This is a genomic window from Sporichthya brevicatena (assembly GCF_039525035.1).
Taxonomy (GTDB): Bacteria; Actinomycetota; Actinomycetes; order Sporichthyales; family Sporichthyaceae; genus Sporichthya; species Sporichthya brevicatena.
This window is the reverse complement of the sequence record NZ_BAAAHE010000034.1, coordinates 1-12,978: the sequence shown is the minus strand read 5'-3', so window position 1 is coordinate 12,978 and position 12,978 is coordinate 1. Positions and strand designations below refer to the sequence as shown.

Annotated in this window: 12 protein-coding genes; 3 read left to right on the top strand and 9 right to left on the bottom strand. The window is 68.2% G+C overall.

All coding sequences use genetic code 11. The annotated features are described in order from the left end of the window. Nucleotide 1: 1 nt before the first annotated feature. The 9 genes from ABD401_RS17845 to ABD401_RS17805 all read right to left on the bottom strand — a co-directional run bounded on the left by ABD401_RS17845 (nucleotide 2) and on the right by ABD401_RS17805 (nucleotide 9,401). Nucleotides 2-949: an LLM class flavin-dependent oxidoreductase gene (locus ABD401_RS17845; protein ID WP_344607198.1), complete on the bottom strand. Its 948-nt coding sequence runs from the start codon at nucleotides 947-949 to the stop codon at nucleotides 2-4. After that, nucleotides 946-1,950: a Rieske 2Fe-2S domain-containing protein gene (locus ABD401_RS17840; RefSeq protein WP_344607196.1), complete on the bottom strand. Its 1,005-nt coding sequence runs from the start codon at nucleotides 1,948-1,950 to the stop codon at nucleotides 946-948. The genes ABD401_RS17845 and ABD401_RS17840 overlap by 4 nt, the downstream gene beginning before the upstream one ends. Nucleotides 1,951-2,063: 113 nt before the next feature. After that, complete coding sequence (locus ABD401_RS17835; RefSeq protein ID WP_344607195.1) at nucleotides 2,064-2,759, bottom strand: ABC transporter ATP-binding protein; 696 nt, start codon at nucleotides 2,757-2,759, stop codon at nucleotides 2,064-2,066. Then, on the bottom strand, nucleotides 2,759-3,556 hold the full coding sequence (locus tag ABD401_RS17830) for an ABC transporter ATP-binding protein (RefSeq protein WP_344607194.1): 798 nt from the start codon (nucleotides 3,554-3,556) through the stop codon (nucleotides 2,759-2,761). Before ABD401_RS17830 ends, ABD401_RS17835 begins: the two co-directional genes overlap by 1 nt. After that, on the bottom strand, nucleotides 3,556-5,577 hold the full coding sequence (locus tag ABD401_RS17825; RefSeq protein WP_344607193.1) for a branched-chain amino acid ABC transporter permease: 2,022 nt from the start codon (nucleotides 5,575-5,577) through the stop codon (nucleotides 3,556-3,558). The genes ABD401_RS17830 and ABD401_RS17825 overlap by 1 nt, the downstream gene beginning before the upstream one ends. Then, entirely contained in the window at nucleotides 5,574-5,888 is a 315-nt protein-coding gene (locus ABD401_RS17820; protein ID WP_344607191.1) for a hypothetical protein, read from the bottom strand. Before ABD401_RS17820 ends, ABD401_RS17825 begins: the two co-directional genes overlap by 4 nt. A 50-nt stretch (nucleotides 5,889-5,938) precedes the next feature. Beyond that, entirely contained in the window at nucleotides 5,939-6,346 is a 408-nt protein-coding gene (locus ABD401_RS17815; RefSeq protein WP_344607189.1) for a hypothetical protein, read from the bottom strand. Then, a complete protein-coding gene (locus ABD401_RS17810) occupies nucleotides 6,343-7,773 on the bottom strand; it encodes a hypothetical protein (RefSeq protein ID WP_344607187.1) in 1,431 nt (476 codons plus the stop codon). The genes ABD401_RS17815 and ABD401_RS17810 overlap by 4 nt, the downstream gene beginning before the upstream one ends. Next, nucleotides 7,770-9,401, bottom strand: a complete 1,632-nt coding sequence (locus ABD401_RS17805) for an ABC transporter substrate-binding protein (RefSeq protein WP_344607186.1) — start codon at nucleotides 9,399-9,401, stop codon at nucleotides 7,770-7,772. The genes ABD401_RS17810 and ABD401_RS17805 overlap by 4 nt, the downstream gene beginning before the upstream one ends. Before the next feature lie 177 nt (nucleotides 9,402-9,578). On the opposite strand from ABD401_RS17805, the gene ABD401_RS17800 reads away from it, so the two are divergent. From ABD401_RS17800 to ABD401_RS17790, 3 genes are all read left to right on the top strand, one after another. Beyond that, on the top strand, nucleotides 9,579-10,289 hold the full coding sequence (locus ABD401_RS17800) for a PaaI family thioesterase (protein WP_344607184.1): 711 nt from the start codon (nucleotides 9,579-9,581) through the stop codon (nucleotides 10,287-10,289). A gap of 14 nt (nucleotides 10,290-10,303) precedes the next feature. Then, nucleotides 10,304-10,942, top strand: a complete 639-nt coding sequence (locus tag ABD401_RS17795) for a TetR family transcriptional regulator (protein ID WP_344607182.1) — start codon at nucleotides 10,304-10,306, stop codon at nucleotides 10,940-10,942. Nucleotides 10,943-11,292: 350 nt separating this feature from the next. After that, complete coding sequence (locus ABD401_RS17790; RefSeq protein ID WP_344607180.1) at nucleotides 11,293-12,921, top strand: hypothetical protein; 1,629 nt, start codon at nucleotides 11,293-11,295, stop codon at nucleotides 12,919-12,921. The last annotated feature ends 57 nt before the right edge of the window (nucleotides 12,922-12,978 follow it).

The window sequence follows — 12,978 nt, the reverse complement described above, 5'->3', positions numbered from 1 at the left end:
GTCATGCCTCCAGGGCGACGAGCGAGGGGCGGGCGGCGCGCACCAGCGGGATCACCTCGTCGACGATGCGGGTCGCTTGGGGAAGCCAGCCCTCCGTCGGCAGGTAGAAGCTGACGTGCTGCACGCCGGCCTCCACGAACGCGAGGACCCGCTCGGCCACGACCTCCGGCGGTCCGTACGCGGTGTACTTCTCCAGCGCATCGGGTTCGAGGTTCAGGCGCGAGATCGCGGTTCGCGTGTTCTCCCGCGCCGTGGCGAGATCGTCGTGCACGTGGGCAAGCAGCTCGAGGCCGAAGGTGAACTCGGCGATGTCGCCATCGCGCAGGTCGGTAATTTCCTCTCGGATCGACGCGCACCGCTGTGGGCTGACCCAGATGTTCAGGCTGCCGTCACATCGCGCCGCCCGGCGGACTGCCGCCCCGGCGCGGCCGCCCACCCACAGCGGGACGCGGCCGCCGACCGGCGGAGGGTCGATCGCCACACCCGGGCTGACGGCGTACCGGCCCGCGCGCTCCTCACCGTTCCAGTACCAGTGCAGCGCGTCGATGGCCTCGTCACAGCGCGCGCCGCGATCGCGCAGACTCACGCCGGCCGCGATCCACTCGGGCTCGAACCCGCCACCCACGCCGATGCCGAGCACCACGCGACCCGAGGTCAGTTGGCTGATCGAGGCGTAACTCTTCGCCACGTCCACCGGCCGACGGAGGGGAAGCTGAAGCACGTTGGTGCCCACCTTGACCCGCGACGTGAGGGCCCCGAGCACCGCCGTGGCCACCGTGGCGTCGTGGATCGGTGCGCTGTACATGAGGTGGTCGCCCACCCACAGCACATCGACGTCAGAACGGTCGCCGAGTTCCGCAGCCGCCCGCAAGTCCGAAAGGCCGCACGGCTCGAACTCTGCGAGGGTAGGAACGAGCAGCCCGAAGCCGAGCGAGTCGGTCGGGGTCACGCGGCCCCGCCGGAGTTCGAGTACTGCCCCTCGATCCACCGCCGCAGGGCGTGGAAGGACTTGACCTCGGTGGCCGCGAACGGCGGCTTCGCGATGTAGGTCATGTTCTCCCACACCGGGAAGTCGGCGACGTGCTGCGTGGTCTGCTGGCGTGCCCAGCGGTCACGTACCGACTCGTCCAGCTTCGAACCGTCACCCCGCACCTTGGGGACCCACACCGTCGCGCGGTGGTCGGAGGTGTGGCGGTCGATCGGCGTCGTCGAGGCGAGCGTGTAGACGAGGTCGAAGGACTCGATGCGCCCCGCAGCGAGTCCCATCCCGTGGCACGTCGTGACGATCCGCCCGTCCACCGGCCCGTTGGGTGTGGCCCAGGTGGTCGGGGCGTGGCCCCCGAAGGTCACCTTGAACCCCGTGGTGAACCAGTGCTCGCCCTCCGACCACTCCTCGACGTCCGGCACTGACGCGGCGCCGTGGACATAGTGGAAGTGGGCTGCGTCGCCACTGTTCTCGGTGGCGACCTGCGGCGGGAATCGCAGACCGGGCCAGACGTGGCACGTGTCCGGGTAGACCGGCCAGAAATCCGTGAGGTGGTCGGCGCCCTCCGGCAGCATCCGCGGCGGGTCCCAGGTCGGCGCCTCGCCGTTCGCCCCGAACCACATCAGCACGAGGCCGTCGACCTCGGCGACGGGCCAGTGCTTGATCTGCAGCTTCATCCGCTCGGGGTCGCTGTACGGGATGTCGACGTTGCGACCTTCGGCGTCCCACTTCCAGCCGTGGAACGGGCAGACGATGCAGTCTCCTTCGACCTTGCCCCCGTAACCGAGGTGCGCGCCGAAGTGGAGGCAGAAGGCGTCACTGATCCGTAGGTCGCCGGACTCGGTTCGGAAGCACACGAGGTCCTTCTCGAAGTACCGAAGCGGGACGACCGCCCCGGGACCGAACTCTCCGCTCCACCCCACCTGGTACCAACCGCTGGCGTAACCGTGAGGGAATCCGTGCATGAGTGACATCCTTAGTTCTGACACACAGACGCTTTTTGTCCGCTCGTCCGCATTCTCGCCCGGAGTGGCCGGGGCGTCAAGCCAGACTCACGCAGACTTACTCGCAGCACGTGCTACTGGCCGGCCCCGACGTAATGCTCGGCCAGGGCGTCCGCGTCGAGCTGACTGGGCTCACCCGCGAACCCGACCTGTCCGCGGTTGAGGAGGTAGACGTAGTCGGCGGCCGCCAGAGCCCGAGTGACGTACTGCTCAACCAGGAGCAGCGCCGTCCCCTCCTGGGCAAGACGGGCAAGGAACTCGAAGATCTCGTCGACGATCTTGGGCGCCAGACCCATGCTGACCTCGTCGAGCAGGACGAATCGCGGGCGCTGGATGTACGCCCGACTGAGAGCGAGCATCTGCTGCTCGCCACCACTCATCGTCCGCGAGACCTGATCGAGGCGCTCACCAAGACGCGGAAACGCGTCGACCGCGCGCTCGATCGCTTCCTTCTCGCCGCCGCGGCGCGAGCAGAGAACCAAGTTCTCACGCACCGTCAGGGAGCCGAAGATGCCGCGACCCTCCGGCACCAGGCAGAGCCCTTTGTCCACCAGCTGATGGGGCGCCGCTCCCGTCACGTCCACACCGTCGATACTCATGCGTCCACGGGTGGGCTTGAGCAGTCCGCTGGCAACGCGAAGCAGCGTAGTCTTGCCGGCCCCGTTGGGCCCGAGCAGCGCGACGACAGAGGAGACCGGCACCTGGATGTCGATCCCGCGCAGCACCTGAGTCGCGCCGTAGTGAGCGTCGACCCCGGAGAGTTCGAGCATCAGGCACCTTCCTCGACCAGTTCGAGCTCGGAGGCTTCCGAGCCGAGATACGCCGCGCGGACCAAGGGGCTGCTGGCGACCTGCGGCGGTGTGCCTTCGAAGATGGGCTTGCCGAAGTCGAGGACATGGATGTACTCGCACGTGCTCATGACGAGGGCCATGTCGTGTTCCACGATCAGGATCCCGACGCCACGATCGGCGACCAGGGAACGCAGGATCCGCCCGAACTCCTCGGTCTCCTCCCCGTCAAGACCGCTGGAGGGTTCATCCAGCAGCATGATCGTGAACTCACCCGCAATGCATCGTGCGAGCTCGACGAGCCGACGCTGCCCGGTCGACAGATCGCTGGGCCGGCGATGAGCCAGGTGGCCGATGCCGCACATGTCGAGGGCATCATCAGCCAGTCGGTCGACGAGCGCCGCCTGCCCGCGCGGAGCCCGGAGATGTCGCAGCGGGTTGCGTCCCGCCATGCCGCCTTCCTTGCCCATTCGGACGTTTTCCCGGACGGTCAAGGTGTCGAAGAGTTCCATGCGCTGAAACGTGCGACCCAGTCCACGTAGAGCCCTGGCCTGCGGCGGCAACGACGTGACGTTCTCTCCGAACAGGCTGACCCTGCCGGCGGTGGGTCGGAGCATGCCGGTGCAGGCGTTGAACGTCGTGGTCTTGCCCGCACCGTTCGGCCCGATCAGCCCGGTGATCCTGCCCCGGGGGGCCGTCAGAGTCTGTCCGTCGACCGCAGTGAGGCCACCGAAGCGAACGACCAGTCCCTCGACAGAGAGCCCGTCAACCTGCGCCATCAATGCCGCCCCTCATCAGCGCCGGCACCGGCCAGCACCCGTTCGCGTTCGCTGTCACCTCGCCGGACCCGGTCGCGCCGCACGGATACCCGCGACACGTCGCCGGTGCGGGCCGCCAAGCGTGACGTCGGCTCACCCGGTGCCGGCACACCACTGCCCGCGTCCGGCGCCGCGCCGGAGATCGCCGTGAGTCGATCGATCCACCTTCCGACACCGCCGGAGGACGCGCAGGCGGCCACAATCGCGAAGAAGCCGAAGCCGAACTGCAGCCAGTACCCGGCCGTGGCGTTGTCGAGATAGTTCGGAACCACGTAGAGCAGGAGCGATGCGACGACCGCTGAGGGCACCGTGCGCCGTCCCGAGATCGCCAGCACGGCCAGCAGCAGCAGGGACTGGACGTAGTTGTAGGTGTCGATACTGGAACTCCGGAACAACGAGGCCGTCGTCGCCCCGCTGATGCCGGCCAGGAAGCCCGCCACGCAGAAGACCAACGCGCGAGTGACGTTGATACTCACTCCGACGGTGACCAGCGCCGTGGGCGAGTCACCGAGGCCGCGCAGCAGGCGTCCGAAGCGCGAGCGCTCGATCGACACGACGAGCGCGATCGCGAGCACGGTGACGGCGAGCAGCAGGTAGTAGTACCGCTTGTCGTCCTCCATGCCCCAGAACTGCGGGCGCGGGGTCTGGATCACGCCGCCGCCCAGCATGTAACTCTTCGGGTACGCGTACTGGGCGATGAAGATGCCGAACCCGAGAGTCGCCAGGCCGAGGAAGAGTCCGGACAGACGGATGGCGGGGATGGCGATCAATGCCGCGAGGGGCACCACGGCAATGCCGGCGAGCAGCACGGAGACCACCCACGGCAGCCCGTCGGACTGGGTGTGCGCGAACGTACTGGCGCCGATCGCCGCGAAGGCGATGTGACACAGGGAGATCTGACCGGAGGTCCGGACCAGCAGACCGAGCGAAAGGAACAGAACCATGGCCGCGACCGCCTGGCTCCAAGCGGTCAGGTGAGACCCGACGAAGCCGAAGTGCGGCACGAACAACGCGAAGACCGCGAGGGCTGCGTAGCCGACCGTGCGGACCTGGGGCGGGAACAGGCTGGGCCGCGGGGCCTGGGCCTTGATGGTGCGTCCCGCTTCGACCAGCGAGTTCTTCGAGGCGACCAGCAGGAAGATGAACAGCACGATGAACGGCACGTTCAGGTCGATGCCCTGCAATTGATCGTGTCCCACGATCAACTTGGCCACGATCTTCTGGGCCAGACCGACAATGATGCCGCCGACGAAGGCCATCGGCAGGCTGGTGAAGCGGGCGATTGCCGCCGCGCCGAAGGCCTGCACGACCAGCAGCGAAAGCAGGTTGATGTCGAGCTGCCCTTGGGCGGAAGCGAACAGCACGCCGGACAGAGCGGCGAGCATGGAGCCGATTACCCACGCCAGCCGACGCACCTGTGCCGGTGCAACGCCAGCGACGTCGAGCAGATCCGGGTCGTCGGCGACGGCCCGCATCTGCAGACCCAGCCGGCTGAAGGTGAAGAACAACCACAGCGCGACGGCTAGCGCGATGCCGAAAGCCAGGTTGACCACGTTGTCCCAGCTGACCGCGACGCCGGAGATGGTGAACGCCGCCTCGCTCGGCAGAAAGCTCTCGAAGACGAACGTCGAGTTCGGGCCGTAGTAGATCCCGGCCAGGGCCAGGATGCACACCAGCAGACCGACGGTAGCCACGATCCGGTTGGCGACCGTGACCTTGGCGAGCTGGACCGCCATACGTTCCAGGATCAGTCCGGCGAGCGGGCCGAAGACGAACACCGCGATGAAACCGGCGATCGGCCACGGAAGCCCACGGACCTGACAGCACTCGTAGAACACGTACGCGCTGACCGCGCTCACGGCGCCGTGCGCGAAGTTGAACACGCCGGAGGTCTTGTAGGTCAGGACCAGACCCATAGCGGAGATGCCGTAGATCGAGCCGGCCGTCAGGCCGAAGATCAGATACGGCAGGTACTCGTTCATCGGAGCGCCACCTCGGAGACGGGAGCGAGTTCAGCCACCGGGCGCGGGCGCTCGGCCGGGATCTCGAAGTGCACAGCGACGGGCGGGAGGGCGATCAGCAGGCGGTTGACGGCATCGTCCTTAGCCTCCCGCAGCCGCCGGAATCCGCGCAGGAGCAGGTGAACCGCGGCGAGGATGATCAGGGCGGCCGCGACTACCGCGCCGACCACCCAGTCCTTACCGTCCTCGAAGGTCCGCTCGCCGCTACCGCCCCACCAGCAGAAGACCAGCCCGATCGCGCCGATGACGCCGAGCCCGCCTGCCAGTCTCACCTCACCCCGCGTCCACAGTTCCTCGGACGGCGCGGGGCGACGACGCCCCGTCACCACGCCGAGGAGGAGTTCTCGCGCCCGGCGTGCGACGCCACCGGAACCGCATTGTGCGCGGCCTGCGTCCGCCCGTGCCGTGCACCGGACTCCTCGTGGGTCAGGACCTCGACCTGGGCCAGGGCGACCCGCTCGGTCTCGAGCCGGTCCACGGTGAGCCGCAGGCGGCGCAGCTCACTCCACTCGTCCCGCATGTCCGAGGCCACCCACAGGGCGGCCCCGACGCCGACCAGAGCGATGCCGCCGATCCCGCCCGAGATCATGTAAGGCAACTGCTTGACGACCGCGTCGGCACCGCTGATTCCGACCCACCCGAGCAGCAGAGCCACCAGGCCGGCGGCCACCAAGGCTGCCGCCGCAGCACGGTCCCACTGATTACGGGTCAGTTTCATCAAGTCGCTCATCGGCGAACCCCCAGCAAGCGCAGGACCGTCGTGACCACGAGCTGACCGACGACGAGGAGAACGAGGAGGAAGTAGAGGTTGTTCAGGTCGCTGTTCAAGGGCAGTGAGCTGGTGGAACCGGCCTGCGCGATCGGCTGGCCGCCCGCGGACGGAGCGGGGGCGAGATTCACCGTGGCCGGGACCTCACCGGGCACCGCGCCGCCCAGGTCGGTCCCGAGACCGGCCAGGTCGGGCGCGCTGGCCCCATCGACCCCCGCGGGGGCCGGAGCAGCGACGACACCGGTGTCGACTCCGGCGTCGATTGCGCCGGTCGCAGGCGCCAGGCCCACCGGCGTCAGGTTCACACTCGCCACGGCCGACGCAACGTTGTAGGTCACCGGGACCGGACCCGAGAAGTACTGATTGTCCGGCAGGTCGGCGAAGGTGTACTTGGCGGTGAAGACGCCGCCCTGCACACCGGTGGCCGTCTCGACTGCTGGCTGGTAGGCCAGCTCGACGCCCGCGGCCTTCAACCCGTCGAGCACGGCCTGGGCCGGAATCGCGAACTTCTGGCTCCCGAATCCCGGCAGGGTGGTGGTGAACGTTCCGTCGATGAATCCGATCTCCGGGGCGGGCAGGGTTTGCCCCGCCATCGGCAGCGGAATCGACGGGAGTGCCACCGGAGGAGCCTGCGGCAGGCCCGGCAACGGGTTCGGCAGCGAGAGCTGGGCGGGGGACTTCTCCGGCACCGTCACCGACAGCCCGGGCACGGTCAGCCGCCCGATGCTGAACGAGGACTTACGGGTCAGTTTGCCCGTGGTCGAGTCCGCGAGAACCCAGACGGTGGAATGCACGTTGCTGAGCGTCAGAGAACCGCCGAGCTTCAGCGAGTCGAAGTGCGCGGTCGCGGTCGACACGACATTCCCCGACTCGTCGCGGTCGATGCGCGATGCCGATCGACCACCGGCAATACCTGCCCCGGCGTCCCCGACGACCGCCTCGGCGACGTTGCTGGCGGTCCCACTCTCGGCGTGCAGCGACACCCCGGGGAAGTCAATGTCCTGAGGAGGTTGGCCCGCGCCGGTGGCGGCCTGCGCTGGGTACTCGATCCCCGGGAGCCCCAGCAGGAGCGGCGGCCCGAGACCGAACAGACCCGGAACCACCGTCCCCGTGTAGGGGAAGGACGCCTCGGCATCGGATTGTCCGAAGGAGGTGACCCGAGAGGAAGCCTCCGGACCGATGCCCTCGATGACCAGGCCCAACGGCAACGACTGGTTACTCAAGGTCGCCTGCACACCGATGCCCTGGGCGAAGGCGTCGAACACGGCGCCTTCCGCCTGAGCAGTCCCGGCCGAGAGGAACAGGTGGGCTCCGGCCGACAGCACGGTGACCGGAACGACTGCCAGAGCGAGCCGCCGACGCCGAGCCGGCTTACGACGTCGCGTCATGCCACTCGCCTCCCCTGGCGCGTCGCCGTTGCGGCGGGTCGCAGATAGGTCTTCGCCTCACTGGCCGGCGCCTGATGCGGGGAGGCGGCGCCCGATTGCGCACCATTCGCGGTCAGGTTCTTGGCCAGGCAGGACGCCTTGCCCTTGGACGGGTCCGCGATGCCGTTCGCAAGCACGACCGTGATGTAGGCGCACGGCTGCGCCGGGTGCGGTTCGCCCGCCTTGAACGTCAGCGGCGCTGCCACCAGACCATCCAGACGCTCGTTCTTGATGCTGTTCAGGCCCTTGAGGATCATCGCGGTGGTGACCGGCCCACTTCGCGCCTCAGAGGCGACCTTGGCCAGCGCCGCCTCGAAGAGGCGCCCCGCCGTGTAGGCGGACATGGACGAGCTGTCCAGCTCGACACCCGGCGCGTAGCGCTTCATCACCCGCACGAAGTCGGCCACACCAGGGGTGAAGGTATTGAAGTGCGGCGCGTTCACCGGGGTAACGGTGACCGTCGACTTGCGCACGTTCGGGTCCGCCGCCGCCGCGGCGCCCACAGCCAGACCGATCGTGGCCGACGGCGGGTAGTAGCCGATCGCCGCGCACGAACGGAAGAACCGCTGCAAGGCCGAGGAGTCGAACACCGCGAGCACCGATTCAGCACCGGCGTTCTTGGCGGTCTGGCAGTTCGAGGTGTAGTCGGTCTGTGTCAAGGAGATGGACTGCTGGTTGACAATCTGCACGCCCGCCGCCTCGGCGAGATTCTTCGCCTGCTGATTCGCCTGGGCGCAGGGCGCAGCTTCCACGCAGTACACGACCGCGAACTTCTTCAGCCCGGTCCGCTCGGCCGAGGCCTTCATCGCCAGCGCCATACCGGGCAGGAGGGTCACACCAGTCGGATAGATCAGCGGATCCTGGCCCCACTGGGAGTCGACGTTGTCGCCGCCGATGGTCGGGATGCCTGCCGGATCGACCACGGACCGGTAGGAGGTGATGTTGAAGGGCACGACCGCGGCCACCATGGCCACGACCTTCTTGTTCTCGATCAGGTCCTTGGTGTTGGACACCGTCTTGGCGGGGTTGGACCCGTCGTCGACCTGGAAGAGCTTCACCGGGTGGCACTGCACGCCGCCGCGCGAGTTGACGTCAGCGGCCCAAGCGGCGAGGCCAGGGCGGAAGCCCTGAAGCGAGCCCTGAAGGAAACCACTGAAGGTGCCGTTCTGCCCGAGAAGGATCGGGTCGAGCGTCTTCGCGCACGGCGCGCTCGATCCACCCGAGGCTGACGCGCCACCGCCCGCGGTACTGCTCTTCCCGCCGCCCGGTGCCACGGCCGAGCCACCCGCATTGCCGGTGCCGGCGGTGCTCCCCTGGGACGGACCTGCGGTTCCGCCGCCCGTCTGCGGAGCGGTGACGCCCGGGGCAGCCGCGCCGGACGTTCCCGCGCCGGCGCCAGTGCCGGCCGGAGCGGCTCCCGAGTCGCCGACGGCGCCGACGGCAGCCCCGCCGTCCTGGGTCACCGCGACTCCGTCACCGAGACCGAGTTCGGCGTCGTCCAGCCGGTGGCCGCACGAGGCCAGTACAAGCGGGGTCAGCAAGGCGGCGACAACCGACTTGCGCCGCGAGAGAAACACCCTGTCGCGCACTCCGAACGACCTCTTCCACGGGGGCTAGCCCGACCTCCGGGCCTGACATGCTGACACTCTACGTATTTGTGTTACATGTGTCCAGCGCCACTTGCATGAGCTCCGGACAGCGTTCGGGCAGCGCTGACCAAAGACGACGGCGTCCGAGCTGGTCTTCGGGCTTCCGCACCGTTGCCCGTGAAGACGCCAGCGAATGTCGGCACGATTGCGGGAGACGCGGAACGAATTCCGTTGGCGTGTCTACTGTGTCGCCGCAACGCCGCCGCTTCGACGAATGACAAGGGACGTCATATGGTCCAGCAACTCCCTCCCCATGCGGTCGCTCCGGGCGTCGTGGACGGCTTCGCCGACCTGGTGACTTCGGCGCGCGACTTCGTGGATGCGCTGTGCGCGTCCGAGGCACCCGAGGATCTGCAACGCGGGGTCGCTCAGACCTTGCGATCCGCCGCCGCGGAGCTCCGCTCCCACACCGTGGACCGGGACGAGGCGCCGGCAGGGCGCCGGCCGGATCTCCCGGGCCAGGGCCACCCCCTCCTGCCGGCGGTCGTCGTCACCGAGCTGTGCGAAGGTCGCGTCCGCGCGGAGGTGACGTTCGGAGCCGCGCATCACGGCAGCGGAGGAGCCGTGCACGGCGGCGTGATCCCTCTAGTCTACGACGACGTCCTCGGCCGCCTTGCCGCACGCAGCGTCGTCCCTGTCGCCCGGACGCGTTCGTTGGAGGTGAGTTACGAAGCGGTCACCCCGGTCGCTCGCAGGCTTTACATCGAGGGGTGGATCGACGAGCTCAACGGACGGAAGATCTTCACCTCGGGCTGCATGAGCGACGGCACCCGTGTGCTCACCACGGCCAAGGGTTTCTTCGTCGCCCTCCGTCCCGGCCAGCCCTGACCGGGACGATCACCATGCCCCGCCCTGTCCTGCCGATCCTGGACCGCCGACTCATCACGGCGAGCGCGCTCGCCCTGATCGACGAGGAAGGTCTGGGCGCGTTCAGTACTGTCCGGCTTGCCCGTCGGCTCGGAGTCCGCGCACCCTCGCTGTACCACCACGTCCAAAGCCGCGCCGAGATCCTCGCCGGTGTCGCCGAACTGGTGGTGCGGGAGACGCGCCTACCGCCCTACCAGCCCGGCGACGACTGGGTGGCCTGGCTGGTCGACGGCTGCACCAGTCTGCGACGGGCGATTCTGCGGCACCCCAACGCGGCGCCGGTGCTCCTGGAGCACCTCCCGCGCGACCTTCTCACCTCGTACTACAACATCGGGGCGGGGATCCTCACCATCGCCGGAGTACCGCTGGCTCTCCAATGCCTCGTGCTCGACAGCTTGGAGACCTACACCATCAGCTCCGGCCTGATCACCGCGACCGCCGGTCTCACCGACCCGCCGTTCGCCACTGAGCGCGAGGACGTCAATCCCCACCTCGCCCGCGCCGCCGCCGCCGATTCTTCCGTCGATGCGGAGGACCGCTTCCGTCTCGGGGTCCGCGCCGTCGCCGTCGGCGCGGTTCGCAGTTCAGTAGTCCTGCGGGGCGCCGACCGCTGATCCCGCTCGTCGCACCACCACTGGCGCGATCTCTCGCCTCCGAGTTCAGCAACCCGCAAGCGCGTGGCATGAAATGCGGCGTGAACTCCAGCGGTTCCCGGCGCTCGCAGCGACTGTCGATGCCTGGACTGCAACTGCAGTGAGCGTCAGAGGCCACGGTCAACGTGGTGCGCCGTCCTCCTGAAGCGGGTGCGCCTAGGTTCGGGTCGCGCCGGACGCACCAGCAATTCGGCTATCGAGGTCCGTGCGGACGCCACGGATCATCCCCTCCGCGGGTTCAGGCTCTACCGCCCCGCGCAGACCCCACCTAGGGTCGTCCGGGAGATCGCACGCCACAGAAGCGAGGATTGATGAGCGAGGAAGGCTGGCACGAGGCGCGTCTCATTCCGACCTCAGGCATTTCCGGCGCAGAAGAGCAGGAACGCCGGGCCACCTCGGCACTGCTGGCCGTGCTGTCCGCGGTGAAAGAGTTCGGTCGCGCGATCACGGCACCACTCGGCGCCCCCGCAGGCACTGTGACGACCTACATCGAAGTGCCGTTCCTGCTCGATGGACGGCGCTGCTATCCGGATGGGTTGATCCGGGTTGCGCGGGGCAGCCGCTCGTGGACCTGCCTCGTCGAGGTGAAGACCGGCGCTAATGAACTCGAGACCGAGCAGCTTGAGACATACCTGGATGTGGCCAAGGAGCAGGGCTTCGACACGCTGCTCACCATCTCGAACCAGATCCCGCCGGCGGCGGGCATGCACCCGACAAAAGTCGACAAGCGCAAGCTCAAGAAGGTGACCCTGCATCACCTCTCGTGGACCCAGGTCCTCGCTGAAGCCGTGATGCAGAAGGAGCATCGCGGCGTCGCAGATCCCGATCAGGCGTGGATCCTGGGCGAGCTGATCCGGTACCTGGAGCACCCTCGATCGGGTGCACTGGAGTTCGACGACATGGGCGCCAGTTGGGTGGGCGTACGCGACGCCGTCGCAGCCGGCACCCTGCGGGCCAGCGACAAGACGGCTCCCGAGGTGGCTGCACGTTTCGACGCGCTGGTCCGATTCCTCGCCCTGCGGATGGGACGCCAGCTCGGAACCGAAGTAACGCCAGTGGTCAGCCGGAAGGATGCCGCAGACCCCGCGCTGCGGACCCAGTCGCTGGTTCAGTCCCTCGCCACGAACGGGACGATGTCGGGTGCCGTTCGGATACCTAACACCGTCGGGGACCTGACGGTCACGATGGACTTGCGTGCTGGCCGCGTCACCTGCCATGTCGATGTCGACGCACCCCGAGAGGGCCGGCCCGCCACACGGGTCAACTGGCTTATCCGCCAACTCAAGGACGCGCCCGAAAGCCTTCGCGTGGAGGCTTTCAGCGCCTACGCCCGTGGGGGAACCGCCGAGCTCCTCCGGGACGTGCGGCCGAATCCGATGGTCCTGGTCGCTGATCCCACCAAGGAGATTCGTACCTTCCGTCTCGCCCTCACCAATCAGCTGGGAGCCAAGCGCGGCCGCGGGCGCGGGGGCGCTATCGACAGCGTTCTCGACGCTGCCGATGCCTTCTACGCTGACGTCCTCGGTCGGATAAAGGCCTGGACCGCCGCTCCGCCCAAGCTCCGCGAAGAGCGCCACGAACAGCCCGCGGTGGACGACCAGCTCGTCAGCACGAGCTTGAGCTCCCAGGACGGTGCGAGCACAAGCGACCGAGACGCTCATTCGCAAACGTCACACGAGGACCTCGGAACGGCGGCCGCGACCGAGCCGGGACCAGCCCCTTGCGAAACGGGCTCCTCCGCCGCCGGCGAGGAGACAACCGATGAGGTGCCCGCAGCCTGGCTCTCGCAGCGAGAGGATGCCGACGCGACCCAGCCGCGGACCGATTCAATCCGCGGCCCTGTCTCGTCGCCTCCTCCCTCGGACGATGACACCGCGACGGACCAGGAAGGTAGCGAGGGGGCCGCTTGGCGGTCTGACCTCGTGGAGCCGCAGCCCTAGGGCGTGTTGATCAAGTGATCTGAGGGGAAGTTCGGCCAGGCTCGGGGTCATGGTCAG